16 protein-coding genes are annotated in these 14,879 nt (G+C 55.9%); 12 read left to right on the forward strand and 4 right to left on the reverse strand.

Translation table 11 applies throughout. The features are described from left to right. The first annotated feature begins 1 nt into the window (after position 1). The 4 genes from ilvC to A3850_RS16285 all read left to right on the forward strand — a co-directional run bounded on the left by ilvC (position 2) and on the right by A3850_RS16285 (position 6,641). Complete coding sequence (ilvC, locus tag A3850_RS16270) at positions 2–1,048, forward strand: ketol-acid reductoisomerase (RefSeq protein ID WP_068218884.1); 1,047 nt, start codon at positions 2–4, stop codon at positions 1,046–1,048. 246 nt (positions 1,049–1,294) lie between these two features. After that, a complete protein-coding gene (gene ilvA, locus A3850_RS16275; protein WP_068218887.1) occupies positions 1,295–2,551 on the forward strand; it encodes a threonine ammonia-lyase IlvA in 1,257 nt (418 codons plus the stop codon). A gap of 35 nt (positions 2,552–2,586) precedes the next feature. Then, complete coding sequence (locus tag A3850_RS16280) at positions 2,587–5,820, forward strand: exodeoxyribonuclease V subunit beta (protein ID WP_068218890.1); 3,234 nt, start codon at positions 2,587–2,589, stop codon at positions 5,818–5,820. A 140-nt stretch (positions 5,821–5,960) separates the two neighbouring features. Then, on the forward strand, positions 5,961–6,641 hold the full coding sequence (locus tag A3850_RS16285; RefSeq protein ID WP_068218892.1) for a hypothetical protein: 681 nt from the start codon (positions 5,961–5,963) through the stop codon (positions 6,639–6,641). Between the two features lie 88 nt (positions 6,642–6,729). Here the strand turns inward: A3850_RS16285 and A3850_RS16290 are convergent, their stop codons facing one another. Then, complete coding sequence (locus tag A3850_RS16290; RefSeq protein ID WP_068218896.1) at positions 6,730–7,020, reverse strand: hypothetical protein; 291 nt, start codon at positions 7,018–7,020, stop codon at positions 6,730–6,732. Positions 7,021–7,075: 55 nt separating this feature from the next. Between A3850_RS16290 and A3850_RS16295 the strand changes: the two genes are divergently transcribed. Genes A3850_RS16295 through A3850_RS16305 form a run of 3 tightly spaced genes read left to right on the forward strand, consistent with a single transcriptional unit; the run spans position 7,076 to position 9,126 of the window. Beyond that, complete coding sequence (locus tag A3850_RS16295) at positions 7,076–7,714, forward strand: outer membrane beta-barrel protein (protein ID WP_068218899.1); 639 nt, start codon at positions 7,076–7,078, stop codon at positions 7,712–7,714. Further along, a complete protein-coding gene (locus A3850_RS16300) occupies positions 7,704–8,204 on the forward strand; it encodes a hypothetical protein (RefSeq protein WP_157501304.1) in 501 nt (166 codons plus the stop codon). Before A3850_RS16295 ends, A3850_RS16300 begins: the two co-directional genes overlap by 11 nt. 10 nt (positions 8,205–8,214) lie before the next feature. Continuing rightward, complete coding sequence (locus tag A3850_RS16305) at positions 8,215–9,126, forward strand: hypothetical protein (RefSeq protein WP_068218905.1); 912 nt, start codon at positions 8,215–8,217, stop codon at positions 9,124–9,126. Here the strand turns inward: A3850_RS16305 and A3850_RS16310 are convergent. Continuing rightward, entirely contained in the window at positions 9,123–9,716 is a 594-nt protein-coding gene (locus tag A3850_RS16310) for a phosphatase PAP2 family protein (protein WP_068219900.1), read from the reverse strand. The two genes, A3850_RS16305 and A3850_RS16310, sit on opposite strands and share 4 nt — an antisense overlap. 65 nt (positions 9,717–9,781) lie before the next feature. On the opposite strand from A3850_RS16310, the gene glmM reads away from it, so the two are divergent. Continuing rightward, positions 9,782–11,146 (forward strand): phosphoglucosamine mutase, encoded by a 1,365-nt coding sequence (gene glmM, locus A3850_RS16315; protein ID WP_068218908.1) that lies wholly within the window; start codon positions 9,782–9,784, stop codon positions 11,144–11,146. Positions 11,147–11,167: 21 nt separating this feature from the next. On the opposite strand, the gene A3850_RS16320 is transcribed toward glmM, so the two are convergent. Beyond that, positions 11,168–11,482, reverse strand: a complete 315-nt coding sequence (locus A3850_RS16320) for a hypothetical protein (RefSeq protein ID WP_068218911.1) — start codon at positions 11,480–11,482, stop codon at positions 11,168–11,170. Positions 11,483–11,530: 48 nt separating this feature from the next. Here A3850_RS16320 and A3850_RS16325 point away from each other — a divergent pair, with 48 nt between their 5' ends. Both A3850_RS16325 and A3850_RS16330 read left to right on the forward strand, forming a co-directional pair. Continuing rightward, a complete protein-coding gene (locus A3850_RS16325) occupies positions 11,531–12,514 on the forward strand; it encodes an L-threonylcarbamoyladenylate synthase (protein WP_068218914.1) in 984 nt (327 codons plus the stop codon). Positions 12,515–12,590: 76 nt separating this feature from the next. After that, entirely contained in the window at positions 12,591–12,950 is a 360-nt protein-coding gene (locus tag A3850_RS16330; protein ID WP_068218917.1) for a hypothetical protein, read from the forward strand. Positions 12,951–13,006: 56 nt separating this feature from the next. On the opposite strand, the gene A3850_RS16335 is transcribed toward A3850_RS16330, so the two are convergent. Next, the gene (locus A3850_RS16335) at positions 13,007–13,258 is read right to left on the reverse strand and encodes a hypothetical protein (protein ID WP_068218921.1); all 252 of its coding nucleotides are present in this window, start codon (positions 13,256–13,258) and stop codon (positions 13,007–13,009) included. A 272-nt stretch (positions 13,259–13,530) separates the two neighbouring features. On the opposite strand from A3850_RS16335, the gene A3850_RS16340 reads away from it, so the two are divergent. Both A3850_RS16340 and A3850_RS16345 read left to right on the forward strand, forming a co-directional pair. Continuing rightward, positions 13,531–14,250, forward strand: a complete 720-nt coding sequence (locus A3850_RS16340) for a TIGR00730 family Rossman fold protein (RefSeq protein WP_068218924.1) — start codon at positions 13,531–13,533, stop codon at positions 14,248–14,250. A 3-nt stretch (positions 14,251–14,253) separates the two neighbouring features. After that, positions 14,254–14,847 (forward strand): hypothetical protein, encoded by a 594-nt coding sequence (locus A3850_RS16345; protein ID WP_157501310.1) that lies wholly within the window; start codon positions 14,254–14,256, stop codon positions 14,845–14,847. The last annotated feature ends 32 nt before the right edge of the window (positions 14,848–14,879 follow it).

A 14,879-nucleotide genomic window follows, 5' to 3' on the forward strand; every position in this document is an offset into this window, starting at 1 on the left:
GATGGCAATGCTAAATTTCGGCGGAACGGAAGAAAAAGTCGTTCTGCGTGAAGAATTCCCCCTGGAAAAAGCGCGGGAAACCTTGAAGGACGAAACCATTGCCGTAATTGGCTACGGCGTTCAGGGCCCGGGCCAGAGTATGAATCTGCGCGACAATGGCTTTAACGTCATCGTTGGCCAGCGTAAGGGCGGTGCATCCTGGGATAAGGCGGTCGCCGACGGCTGGGTGCCCGGCGAAACGCTATTCCCCATCGAGGAGGCGGCAGCAAAGGCCACCATCATTCAGTACTTACTGTCCGACGCCGCTCAAATTGAGGTTTGGCCTAAACTGAAGCCCCACCTCACGCCGGGTAAAGCGCTGTACTTCAGCCACGGTTTTGGCATTACCTACAACGACCAAACGGGCATCGTTGCTCCCGAGGGCGTCGATGTCATCCTCGTGGCTCCCAAGGGTTCTGGCACTTCGCTCCGCCGGATGTTCGTGGCGGGTCGCGGTCTTAACTCCAGCTACGCCATTGCGCAAGATGCTACCGGCCGTGCTTACGAGCGCGTCATTGCACTCGGTATCGGGGTCGGTTCCGGCTACCTTTTTGAGACGGACTTCAAGCGGGAGGTATACTCCGACCTTACTGGCGAGCGCGGTACGCTGATGGGTTGTATTCAGGGTATTTTCGAAGCCCAGTACGACGTCCTGCGCGCCAACGGCCACTCCCCATCCGAAGCGTTCAACGAAACGGTGGAAGAATTGACGCAGTCCCTCATGCCCCTGGTTGCCGAAAACGGAATGGATTGGATGTACGCTAACTGCTCCACCACCGCCCAACGGGGTGCGCTCGACTGGAAGGATAAGTTCCGCGACGCTACGAAGCCCGTCTTCGAGGAATTATACCAGAGCGTTGCGACTGGCGCCGAGGCTAAGCGGTCCATCGACTCCAACTCCCAGCCCGACTACCGCGTCAAGTTGGAGGCGGAACTCAAGGAGTTGCAGGATAGCGAAATGTGGCAAGCCGGCCGCACCGTTCGCAGTCTGCGCCCTGAAAACAACTAAATTATAAGGGGCTCCATCCGGGCCTGAGCTGATATTACACCTTTGCGGTGGGTCCTTATTACCGGGGGCCCACCGTCTTTATATAGCACCTGCGCCAGCGCCCTGATGGCGTAGATTAGCCGTCGTTAATTCGGCGCCTTACTCCACTTTTGCTTTACTTGCGTAAGCATCCGGGCGCTGCCGCGGGTGCCAGGCAAAGGACCAAGAAAACAGGAACGACTGCGAACAGGAAGACCGACCCCAACAATGAATACGCAACTTATGCCCTCCGTATCCGTCGAAGACATCACCCGCGCCCACCTGCGGTTGAAGGGCATTGTGCTGGATTCGCCCCTGCAGTATAGCCACCGGCTAAGCGAAATCTACGGCGCGAATATCTACCTGAAACGGGAGGATTTACAGGAAGTGCGGTCGTACAAGATCCGGGGGGCCTACAACAATATGTCGTTACTCTCCGACGCTCAACGCGCCCAGGGCGTAGTGTGCGCCAGCGCCGGAAATCACAGCCAGGGAATGGCGCTCGCCTGCGCAAAAATGGGCGTCCGGGGGACGATCTTCATGCCCTCCGTCACCCCCCAGCAAAAGGTAAAAAAGGCAAAAGCATTCGGTAAGGAATTCGTTGAAGTCGTCCTCGTCGGCGATACCTACGACGACGCGTACGCCGAAGCAATCAAGGCGGCCGAAACGAATGGTTGGACCTTTGTACACCCCTTCGACGACCTGAATACCATCGCCGGACAGGGAACGGTGGGCCTGGAGATCTACTCCGCAGCGAACTTCCCGATCCACAAAGTGGTGATGGCCATCGGTGGTGGTGGCCTGAGTGCTGGAGTGGGTAGCTTTTTCAAAGCCCTGAGCCCGGAAACGGAGATCATCGGCGTCGAACCAAAGGGGGCCCCGTCGATGTACGAAAGCCTGCGGGCGGGCAAGATCGTAAACCTGGAGAAAATTGACTCCTTCGTCGACGGAGCTGCCGTCCGCCAGGTGGGTAAGATCAATTTCCCCATCGTACAGGAAGTAGTCAAAGAAGTTATTCTAGTGCCGGAAGGGCAGGTTTGCGCGACGATGTTGGACTTGTACAATGAGGACGGGATCGTGGCCGAGCCCGCCGGTTGCCTTTCCGTTGCCGCCCTGGCTAAACTCGGAGACATCCGGGGCCAGAACATCGTCTGCGTAATTGGGGGCGGGAACAACGACATTGCCCGCACGTCGGAGATCCAGGAACGCGCCTTGTTGTGGGCCGGCTTGAAACACTACTTTATCGTCGAATTCCCCCAACGTGCCGGTGCGCTGCGCGACTTCCTCCACGTACTCGGGCCGGACGACGACATCACGCACTTTGAGTACACGAAGAAACATAACCGAGCCGTTGGCCCAGCACTGGTCGGCATCCAATTGTCGGACCCGGCGACTTACGACGACACGATGAAACGGATGGCGGAAAGCGGTTTCAAGACCCGCGCCATCAACAAAGATTCTACGTTATTTGAGATGTTCATTTGATGGGTTAGCGCGGAGCGGGGCTTACCTTAGCCCGCATGTCTTTACCCAACCTGAAACTCATTTCCGCTGGCGCCGGTAGTGGAAAAACCTACCGCCTCACCCAGGAACTTTCGGCCCTGCTGACGGAGGGCAAAGTCAAACCCGCGGGCATTATTGCGACCACCTTTACCAAGCGAGCAGCCGCGGAATTACGGGAACGCGTACGGGTGAAATTGCTGCGGGAGGGGATGTCCGCCGAAGCCAATGAACTGAAGAATGCCCTCATCGGCACCGTGCACGGGCTGGGCGTAAAACTGCTCAAACGATTTGCCTTTGAGGCGGGGGTTAGCCCGCAAGTTGACATCATCGCTGACCAGGATCACCAGCGCCTGTTTAACCTCAGCATGGCCAGCGCCATCTCAGTGGATGACATCGAGCAGATCGAAGCGCTCTGCGATCGGCTCTCCCTCAGCAAGGATGGTGAGGTATACGATTGGAGGAAGGATGTTCTCCGCCTGGTTGACGTCCTGCGCGGAAACAACTTCTCGAGTGCGGACATCCAAAATAGTAAGGAGAAAAGTTGGGCCTCACTTGCGGAGTACCTACCCTCCGTTGATGATGGTCTAAGCCTCGAGCAGTACACGAACCGTGCCAAGATCGTCCTCACCGAAACGATCGCCGCCCTTAAGAATAATGAGGCAGACGGTACGAAAGCTACCCTCAGCACAATTAGTAACCTGAACCGCCTCAGCTTCACCCTGAAGCGGGGTGAACAGTTGCCGTGGGAGGAATACGCCAAGCTATCCGGCATTGTAAAAAAAGTCGGCGCTAAAAGCCGGGAACTGGTGGACTCCCTGGTCGAATTGGGAGAACGCCACGTCAGCCTTCCGGACTTCCAGGACGACATCCGCAGCTACATTGGCTACATGTTCGACTTCGCCGACCAAGCCATCCAGGAGTACGATAGTTACAAGAAAGCCAGAGGTAGGATTGACTACACGGATATGGAAGTCCTCGTCCTGGATTTGCTAGCTAACCCGATGGTCCAGGAGACGCTCAAAGAAGAGCTGGACCTACTCATCGTGGATGAGTTCCAGGATACCAGCCCTATTCAATTAGCGCTATTCCTCAAGTTGAGCAGGCTTGCCAAGCAGAGTATTTGGGTGGGCGACCCCAAGCAATCCATCTACGGCTTCCGGGGTGCCGAACCCCGGTTGATGAAGGCCGTCATGGACGCCACCGGCCCCATCAAACCGGAGAACATCCAGCGGCAGAGTTGGCGAAGCCGGGAGGACATCGTCCACGCCTGCAACGCCATTTTCGTAAAAGGCTTTCCCGAGATTGATGAGGAAGCCGTGGTACTGGACCCCGTCCGAACTCGTAGTGGAGGCAAATTTGGTAAACCGGCCGAGGGGCAGGAACTAGCTCAGACCTCCGCCATTCGCCACTGGCACTTTAACCTGGAGGGCAAGGGACGGTACGCAAAGGCTTGGTTCCACGACGTGACGGCGAAGGCCATCGGAGAAATGCTGGCCAATCCACCAATGATCTTGCCCAAAGATGGGACTGAAGAAAGAAGGCTAATCCCATCCGATATCGCCGTCCTGTTCCGTAGTAACCGCGATGCGGAAGCCTTCGCTGGTGCGCTGGCCAATCAGGGTATCTCAGCGGCGATCGCCCGCACAGGTTTGCTGGCCACGGCCGAGGCTACGCTGATCCTGGCCTGCCTGAAGTACTTACTGAACTCAAGCGACAGCCTTTCAGTAGCGGAGATTTTGCTGTTCGGCAGCCGCCTCCCCTTAGCGGAGATCGTTGAGCGGCGGCTGGACTTTCTGGAGAATGAGCAGCAAGAAAAGGTAGGACCTAAATGGGGAGACGAGCACGGCATCCTCGAAAAGCTACGGCAGCTACGGGAGGAGACCAATGACTATTCCACCAACGAATTGATCAACATCCTTTTAGAGCGGCTGGACCTTCGCCGCACCATGGTGGCCTGGGGGGAAGGTGTCCAGCGCCTGGGTAACGTGGACGAACTCCGTCGCTTGGCCGTTGAGTACGAGGACCAATGCCACCGAGCTCACCGCGCAGCCTCGCTTCCGGGTTACCTACTGTACCTGGATAGCTTGCAGCGAGGGGACGCCGATAGCCAGGGTGCCGGGGAACGGCCCGAAGCCGTCAACATCCTGACTTACCACCGCAGTAAGGGCCTGGAGTGGCCAGCGGTCATCGCCATGCAACTGGACCAGTCACCACGGGAAGATGTGTGGGGAATGAGCGTCGTCCCGGAGCAGGAGCACGTCGATCTGGACGCGCCACTCGCCGGCCGTTGGATCAAGTACTGGGTAAAGCCCTACGGCCGGACGAAATCTGGCGTCCCCTGGCTGGAGGCCATCGACGAAAGCCCGTGGAAAGAGCAGGCCGTCGCCGAAGAGGCCGCCGAAGAAACGAGATTGCTCTACGTTGGTCTGACGCGGGCGCGGGACTACCTCATCCTTCCTACTGCTAAACCCGGCGCTCCCTGGTTAGACCGGGTTTTCGCCCGCGGTGGCGGTACCGTACCGGTGTTGGACCCCAATTCTACGGACGCTCCTTTCGATTGGAAGGATCACGAGGTCACCAAATTCTTGAAAACCTGGACGGAGCCGCGGAATATTCCGGGCGCGGAGGCGCAACTGCTTGCGACCCAGTTCATCGTCCCTTCCCGACCGGGCCGTTTACGCTTTGAGCCGCAGGGGCCGGACCAAGCCTGGTTATTGGACCGCTACGCAGAAGTAAAAAGCAGTGAGGGATCGAGCTATTTTACTCCGCCGGACATTGACCCGGAAGTTAACGAACGTATTTACGGTTCGGCCATCGATGCTTTTCTAAAGGGCGACTACCCTACCCTGCCCTCGGAGATAAGGCGGGAGCGAGCGGCCGACATGCTCAAAGCTTACTTGCCCACCACGCCCGTTCCGGTGGAATACCTGTTGGATCATTCTACTGCCTTCAAAAATACCTTGACTGCCCCCAGCGGGGTTCGCCACGGCGTAGCACTTACCGCCACCGTTGGGGGGCGCCAGGTGCGGATTACGGCGGACTGGTTGATCTTCACCAAAGAGGTCATCACCTTTTATCGGACGGTCAACGTAACCCGCAAGGTATTTGAGGAACAACACGATCAGCGTGCCCTTTTTTACGCAGAGGCTGCTCTGCTCAAAGAGGTCTGCCAGCAGCATTACGGGACGGAGGCCGTGCTCGGAAGCATCCACCTACCGCTTGCGGGGAAACTGTACGGGGTAGTGGGCTAGTTGCGGGAAGAAATAAAGATTAAACGTGTGCCCAGCAGCGTAGTCCAGTAAAGGATATTTCAATTTTCCACAGCGCTGTAAGGGGGTTAGAGTGAACACGAGAGGGTTTGGCTTCCGTTCTACAGGAAACTATCAACCTTATGAAATCCTTACTTCCCTTTTTGCTCATTGCATTTTTGATGGCTTCCGGTGCCCTACTGGCGCAATCCCCGACTTACCAGGCTTCACGCGTTAGTGAAGTGGGCAGCTACCCAGTTCAGACTCCCGTTGAGGGAGAAGCCCAGGCTGCTTTTGACCTTACCTTCCCCGAGCAGACCGTCGGCTTTCTGCACGTATACGCCCAGCCCAGCCCCGACCCAATGGGGAACTACCTACTGAGTGGCAATGAACTGGCCGGCGCCGCCAAGGACCTCCTGCCCACCAAAGTCCAGCAGATGATGTTCAACGCGGACGCGACACCTTATGCCGCTGCGGCCATCCGTGGCGTCAACGAAAATCTTTACCTGGTTCGCCTCGACGGTGCCAAGGAGGATCGGATTGAAATGCTTGCCTTACGGGGCGACGAGGTCATCCACCTCAAAACGCTGGCGGTGATGAAGAAGAGCTACGACGGCCACTTAGTGCAGACGGACAGTTACATTACTGACATTGACGGCAACAGCTACCTCGACCTGGTCACCATTGAAAGAGACGCCAATGGGGAGATTGGTAAAAAATCCGTTTACGTCCTGGACCGAGACTCCAGGAACTGGATGGAAACAACCTCCTTGGATGTCCCGTGGTCAAGCATCGAGCTTTACGAGCCGGACACCAAGAAGTAATTCCGATTCTGATACGAATAAAAACTTCCCCTGCTGTCTTCGGACGGCGGGGGATTTTTTATTGCTACTCTGCGTGATAATGCCGTAGCTACTCCTCCTCTTTACTCCCGATGCCGAGGAACGGTTTGAGTTTTTTCCACAGTTTGGCGGACTTATCGTCCATTTCTTCAGGCGTCTCACCACGGAAATTGCTGAGGATGTCGTAGAGCACGTTGAGCCGCCCTTCGACGTCGTAGAAACGGTTGATGATAGCGATCTTACGGCTTTCGACGAGGCAGTAGCCGGACTGAAAGTTGCCTTTCTCGTAACGGACCGTGTAGCCCAGTTCTTTGGCCAGGGTCTCGACTTTCTTGAGATTATGTTTTGTCGGGCTAAGCATTGGGCGCGAAGGTAATTGGTTTGGCCGTTATGCTTTACGTTAACTTTGCCCCCGCATGAATTTACGTTTTGCCCTTACCCTATTATTCCTGGCTGGCCTCACGGCCGTAAGCAAGGCCCAGACCTTCCGGGGCTCCGTAATTGCCGGCGCCAACTTCAATCAGATTGACGGGGATGACCTGCAGGGATTTCACCACTTTGGGGCCAACGCTGGCCTACGGGTCGTTGCGGTGCTGGACGAGCGATGGCGCGTCGGCCCGGAGATATTGTACACCCAGCAGGGTGCCCGGCGCAACGCCAACTCCATCAATAACAGCGCATTCGACCGGTTTGAGCTCACGACGCTGGAAGTGCCATTGATGGTGTTCTTCAAGGATTGGCGCATCACCGCCGAGGCTGGTCTGAGTTTTCAGCGGCTTTTTGATTACACCATCACGGATAGAAACGGTGAAGACATCACGGCAACTTCTCCGCTGAAGGAAAATCTATTTGCCTTCAAAGCCGGGGTAAGTTTTCTGGCCACGGAGAATTGGAGTTTTAACTTTCGGTGGTCCAAACACATCTCCGACATCGACGTCGATAGTCAGGTTTCGGATTTCTTGCGGGGGCGGACCATCAGTCTGCGTGCCGTTTATACCTTTGGCGACGGGGAGACCCTTCCCCCAAAACCTCAGGACAGTGAATTTGACCAGTAAATTATCCCTTTGGCGTGGCGGTGCCCTTTCATTACTTGCCCTCTTGCTTTGCACCTGCGGCAGCGCCGAAAAGCCCGCTGAAGTTGTCGAGGAAAAACCTGCCACTTCGGTAGCTACATCTTCACCCGCTTACGAATCACTTTCGTTTGACCGCCTGAAGCACATCTACGAAAACGCGACCTACATGGACGCGACTTTCTACGATTTGCCCATTTCCATCAACCAGAACGAGACGGCCCAAATCCAGACTACGCTGGCGGGCATTGGTAGCCAACCAATGGCTTACCGCCCGGACTGTAAACCGATCGGCCATATCTGGTTTCAGATCAACGGGAAGAACGTGGAAGAGGCCGATATCTACTTTGAAAAAGGCTGCGTTGGCTACGTCTGGTACGACGCCGGCAAACCCGCGTTTTCGAATGCCATGACGGAAGATGGTGCCCGCTTTTACTTAAACATCATGTCGCAAGTCCCGGAGGATTTACGCTAGTTCTACGCTAATGACCGAATTTAAACGCCGTGCGGTAATCGACCTCGGCACCAATACCTTCCACCTGCTGATTGCAGACCTAAAGGGCGACCAGATACTGGAAGTATACCGGGAGAGAATTTTTGTAAAGCTGGCCGAAGATGGGATCGAAACCCTGGGAGCCAATCCCTTCCGGCGGGGGCTGAACGCACTTGTTCACTTTGCCGGCAAGCTGAAGGAACACGATTGTGATGAGGTCACGGCATTTGGTACAGCTGCACTGCGCACGGCAAGCAACGGCAATGAATTTGTCAAGGCAGCCCAAGAAGAAGCGGGCATCAACATTCAATTGATCCCCGGAGACGAAGAGGCCCGCCTGATTACCAAAGGCGTCCTGGCCGCCATTCCCGCGCTGGAAGAACGCGTCCTCATCATGGACATCGGCGGCGGCAGCACCGAATTCATTATTGCCGATGACAGCGGGGTTTATTTCCGCGAGTCCTACCCCATCGGGGTGAGCGTGCTGTACAACGGGTTTCACCATTCGAACCCCATCACTTGGGAAGAAACGGTAACGTTGCAGGAGCACCTTCGCAACATCACGGCTACGCTTCAGGAAGCTTTGATCAAACACCCCACTCATCACCTCGTTGGAGCGGCGGGTACCTTTGATGTGCTGGCGACCGTCCTTCAGGATCACTCGGTAGCTGCTCACCCTACGAGTCATCAGTTGGAGCTTAGCGGCTTGAAGGGCTTACAAACGACCATCATCAAGGCTACGCTGCAGGAAAGATTAGCCATGCCCGGTATCCCTGAGCAACGCGCCGACATGGTGGTGGTGGCCATGATCCTGCTCGACTTCATCATTCAGATTGCTGGCATCCAACAAATCACGGTCAGCGACTGGGCGATGAAGGAGGGAATCCTGCTGGATCAGGCTTAGGCCGCGACCTTCTTCCGTGGTAATCGTGGCGGTTTGATGGCATCATCACCCACCAATTTCCGGTAAATTAGGATACCACCGTACGCTAAGATCAAGCCTAAAATTCCGCCACCCACCACGTCGGCGGGCCAGTGCTTTCCTACGTAGACCTGCGCGAAGCAAATGCTGGCCGCCCACGCGTAGAAGATCCATTTGAAGACCAGCTTATCCCGAAAAAGCGTGAGCGCAAGAATACCTGCCAGCGCAAAATGATTGGTCGCGTGGTTAGAGGGAAAGCTCAGTTTCCCGCCACAGCCCACGAGGGACCGCACGGTATCCGCCACCGCCGGCTCGGCGCAAGGGCGGATGCGGCCAATCCAGGGTTTCAGGACCGAGGCTGCCAACTGATCCGCAACGCCCATGATAATGGCAACGGCAACCAGGAAATACAGGGTTTGCTTCAGCCCGTAAGTTCGGTTCACGTAGAAGATCAACACGCCGTAGAGCGGTACCCAAGTTGTCTTCTCCCGATAAACGGGGAGCAGCCAATCCAGAAATCCGTTGGCCAAATCCTGGTTGATAAATTCAAATATGGCGTAGTCGATACTCATCGCCGCAAAGGTAGCCGAAGGCAGGGGAAACGTCTTACCTTCGTCCCCCATCAAAGCAAACCAGCATGCCCCTTAAGAAATCAATCTCCGGCTTCCGTGGCACCATCGGCGGCAAAGCCGGCACCAACCTGACGCCCGAAGACATCGTCAGTAACGTCGCGGGCTACGGCGCGTGGCTGAAGGAATCCGGGGCCAAACCGGTGGTGGTCATTGGCCGCGACGGACGCCCCTCCGGCCCAGTCGTTAAAGCACTCACGGCGGCGACTTTGCAAAGCGTGGGCATCGACGTGATTGACTGCGATTTTGCGACCACGCCTACAGTAGAAGTCTGCGTAACCCGCCACGAAGCGGGTGGTGGAATCATTTTATCCGCCAGCCATAACCCCAAGGAGTACAACGCTTTAAAGCTACTGAACGACAAGGGAGAATTCATCAGCGCTGCCGCAGGTGCCAGGTTGATGGAGATCGCGGCGGCCGGCGATATTGAATACGCCACCGTAGACGAACTAGGATCCCTGACCACTGACGGAACGGCGCTACAGTACCACGTGGATTTGGTCCTGAACCATCCGCTCGTCAACGTTGAAGCCATTCGCGCCAAAGGCTTCCGCATTGTACTGGATGCCGTGAACTCCGTAGGCGCACTCGCCATCCCCGCCCTCTGCCGCGCCTTGGACGTGACCTGCGAGACCCTCAACGGGGAGCTCAATGGCGAGTTTGCCCACGACCCGGAACCCCTCCCCAAAAACATGACCCAACTCCTGGAACGGATGCAGGAAAGTGAAGCCGACCTCGGCGTCGCGGTGGATCCCGACGTAGACCGCCTCGCCCTCGTCGGCCCGGGCGGCACCTGGATTGGCGAAGAGTACACCCTGGCTACGGTGGCGGATTACGTGCTGCGCCACACGCCCGGCCCGGTGGTCTCCAACCTCAGCAGCAGCCGGGTAGTAGCGGACATTGCCAAACGCTACGGTCAGGAATACCACGCCTCCGCCGTGGGGGAAGTCAACGTCGTAGCAAAAATGAAGGAAGTCGGCGCCGCCATCGGCGGAGAAGGGAACGGCGGCATCATCGATCCGCAGTTGCACTACGGACGGGACAGCCTGATTGGGCTCGCCCTCGTACTGAGCCACCTTGCCACTTCCGGAAAGGGGATCAACGACCTGCGTGCCTCCTACCCCGATTACGAAATGATCAAGGACAAGAAAGCCGTGAGCGATGATTACGATCTCGCTTCCGCGTTCGTGCGGGTCGAGCAGAAATTTAGCGACGTCCCTGCTAACAAGGTAGATGGTTTGAAACTGGATTTTCCCGATGGCTGGGTCCACCTCCGTGCGTCCAATACGGAGCCCATCGTCCGGGTATACGCGGAGGCGCCCACGGTGGCCCGTGCGCAGGAACTCGCCCAGGCGGTGATGGCGGAATTGTAATCAGGCCTCAATCCAGCTGAATCAATCTTTCAGTTTTCCCCGGTAGCGGAGGGATTGTTCGTTGAGTTTGACGGTCAGTTCCCGATCGTCGACCATGGCTTCTCCGGTGACGATTGCTTCGTCCAATTGCGCTGCGGAGAGTTGGTGAATGGCGGGTTTACCCTTTGCTAGTTGGTGTTGCCACTTATCCTGAAACACGTTGTCGTACACAACCCTCAGGAAGCAATGGTTGAAGCGAATGGGGTACTTCCCCGCCCGGGCGGCTGCCGGAAATTCCTCGTTAGCGAGTTCCTTCAGGCGTTGCTTCTTTGCTTCCAGGTTAATACTTTCGTTCATTGCTCACGTGCTTGCACGCTACTTATAACCGCGTAAATTTCCATTCGTTTGCCCGCTCAGGTAACTCAGGACGTTCAGCTCGCCGCCGATCTTTTGCGGCGCGGTCAGTTGGTGGCCATCCCTACCGAAACGGTCTATGGCCTGGGAGCGAATGCGCTCGATCCGTCGGCCGCGGCCAGTATTTTTTCGGCGAAGGGCCGCCCCGCCTTTGATCCGCTGATCATCCATCAAGCCTCGGCGGAGCGCTTATTTGCTTTCGCATCCGACGTCCCCGCTGCCGCCCGCAAGCTGGCTACTGCATTTTGGCCGGGGCCGCTGACGCTGGTGCTGCGTAAGGACCGAAAGGTACCGGACCTCGTCACCGCAGGACTGAGCACCGTCGCAATGCGCGTCCCCGATCATCCACTGACACTCCGGCTACTGGAGGGATTGGACTTCCCCCTGGCTGCCCCCAGCGCCAACCCCTTTGGTTTCGTAAGCCCCACAAGGGCCGGCCACGTGATGGACCAACTTGGAGAGAAGATCGCCGGTGTCCTCGATGGTGGCCCCTGCCGCGTAGGGCTGGAGAGCACCATCATCGGCTTCCCCGACGGGGTAGCGACCGTCTACCGGAAGGGGGGGTTACCGATCGAGGAAATTGAAGCCGTTTTAGGGCAAACCCTGGCCGTACGTGAGCACAGTTCCTCCCAACCCGAAGCGCCGGGAATGCTGAGCAAGCATTACTCCCCCGGTTGTAAGATCCACCTGGTTACAGACCTGGAGAAAGTAATTTCTGGGAACAATCCAGCAAAGAAAAAAGCCTACGTAGGCTTCGGCCATTTTGCGGTAAAAGAACATCTCTTGTCTGAAGAAAGGGTTTGGCAGTTTGATCTGTCACCCGCTGGTTCGCTGGAGGTGGCGGCTACCCAGTTATTTAGTGTTCTCCGCCGGTTGAATGCGGAACGGATCGACGAAACCTGGGTACAGATCCTGCCCGAGCGCGGTTTGGGCCGGGCCATTAACGACCGGTTGCGTCGGGCGGCGGCTAGTTAGTCCGGCTGCCATTGACGAGATCGTTAACTTTTGCCGTACTCTTACGTTCGTCCAACCGTATAACCTGACCTACCGAATGCGTTTTCTACTTCCCGTTTTGCTGCTGCTCATCGTCTCCCTGCCTTCTTGCGTAAAGGATGTCTCCGACACGCCCGCCACCATCGAAGGGCGGTGGGAATTGCAGAAGGCAATGCGCAACAATATGGAGACCGAAATGCTGGAGGGTCTTTACTACGAGTTCTCCCCCAAAGGTGGGCTGAATACGAATTTGATGGGGAACGAAAGCCCCGGCTCCTACATCGAGGAGGAGGGGACCATTATTACCCAGGGGGTCATCCCACCCCTTACGTACGACGTACTGGAGTTGACGGATTCTACCCTGCACCTCCGCACGGAGCTACAGGGATTTCGGTTCGACTTTGAGTTGGTCCGATAAGTAGAGATTAGTTCATCCCAATTCCCCGGCACCTGCGGTAGCGCCCTAAAATAAAACTAGCGCAGGAAGAAAGACTGGATGTCACCTACCGTCTCGATCTGAGCCATTTCCTCTTCGGTGAGGTAGTACTCCAGCTTACTTTCGAGGCTGGCGATGAGGAGCTTGACGTCCATAGGGTCGAGGAAAAGATCGTCCTGTAAACGGATGAAACCGTGAAGGCGGTGGTTGGGGACGCGGAGCTCATCACTCAGGGTGTGCATGAGTTGGGTGGAGCGGGCGGTTTGGGCGGATGTTTGGGTCAGTGTCATTAGTAAGGTTTACGTGGCGGGGCCGGCTTTGGCATTTGAGAGTTAAGCTGCACGGCGAATATTCGCTGGAAAGAACGAACTGAGACCGTAAAGCGTTGCCCGACTTGGAAAAAATAATTGAGTAATCCTGCTTTGATTGCCGTGGTAAGACGTCGGACCATTGTTGGCCGCCTTGCGAAGTACCATCTGCCAAGTGGTAGCGTTTGTCCTTCACCTACTCTTTCCACGGGCGTTATCTTTAGCGCCGCTGATACCAAGAAAAAACCCCAAGCATGAATAACGAACAAGGCCTCAATCGCCTAGCCCCTCGCCGCTGGAACAATAACTCAACCGGAGAGAACTCCTGGACGATGTTCAAAGTCATCTCCGAATTCGTAGAAGGCTACGAAGTGATGAATAGCGTTGGCCCCTGCGTCTCCATCTTCGGCTCCGCCCGCACTAAACCGGACCACAAATTTTACAAGATGGCCACCGAAATCGGCCGTGCCCTGGTGCGGGAAGGTTACGGCGTCATCACCGGTGGCGGCCCCGGCATTATGGAGGCCGGCAATAAGGGGGCGCATTTGGAGAAGGGCGCCAGCATCGGCCTCAACATTGAACTGCCCTTCGAAGCCAGCTCCAACAAGTACGTTGACCTGGATAAGAACATTGATTTCCGCTACTTCTTCGTCCGGAAAGTGATGTTCGTGAAGTACGCCCAGGCTTTTGTTTGCTGCCCGGGCGGCTTCGGCACCCTGGATGAGTTATTCGAAGTGCTGACCCTGATTCAGACGGGTAAGATCACCAAGGTACCCGTCATTTTGGTAGGCTCCGAGTTCTGGTCCGGCATGCGTACCTGGATTCAGGAAACGATGGCGGATAAGGAAAAGACCATTAGTGCGCATGATATGGACCTGATCCCCGTGGTGGATTCTCCGGAGGAAGTGCTACAGATCATCCGCGATTTTTACGACCGGGACGGGCACGTGTTGGAGCCTAACTTTAAGTTGTAGGTGGTGGCGATTTCCAGCAAGCGTATTCTGACTCTAAACCCGATCGTACTGGGAGCGATCGCGTTTGGTCCTCTGGCCTTCGCCTCGCTTATAATCATTGTAGTAAATATCTTCAATGAGGATATTGTGGGAGGAGGGAGTTTGCATGGCCTATTAATACTCATTCCTCCAGCCCTTTACTACCTCTGGCACTTGAGCGTGATTCGCAATTTCAGCGCGAAACGCTGGGTTAGAACTTTAGCTATCGTTCTAGGAATTATGGGCCTCGCCCTTATGTGTTTTGTAGGATACCTATTGGTACTTGACAATCCTTTCGATTTACTACCCAGTGAATCAGAGGACCTCAATGACGATATAACTATCATCGTCGCGGCGGCGATGATTATGATTTTGTTCCTTCCAGTTTGGCTGACGCCACTCATCTCTGTGACTGTGATGTGGCGTCATCTACCCATCAAGCGATCTTCCAAAATCATTAAGATTGCTTTAGCTGTCTATATACCATTCGTAGGTATGATGACCGTACACCCATACATCCTCAAAGCGCTGGGGCTGTACCCTAAAAAGTCAACGCAAGACCATTTAATCGATCCATAGCTCACCGTCGCTTCGGATAATCCGCCGCATTT

It is taken from the genome of Lewinella sp. 4G2, assembly GCF_001625015.1.
GTDB lineage: Bacteria > Bacteroidota > Bacteroidia > Chitinophagales > Saprospiraceae > Neolewinella.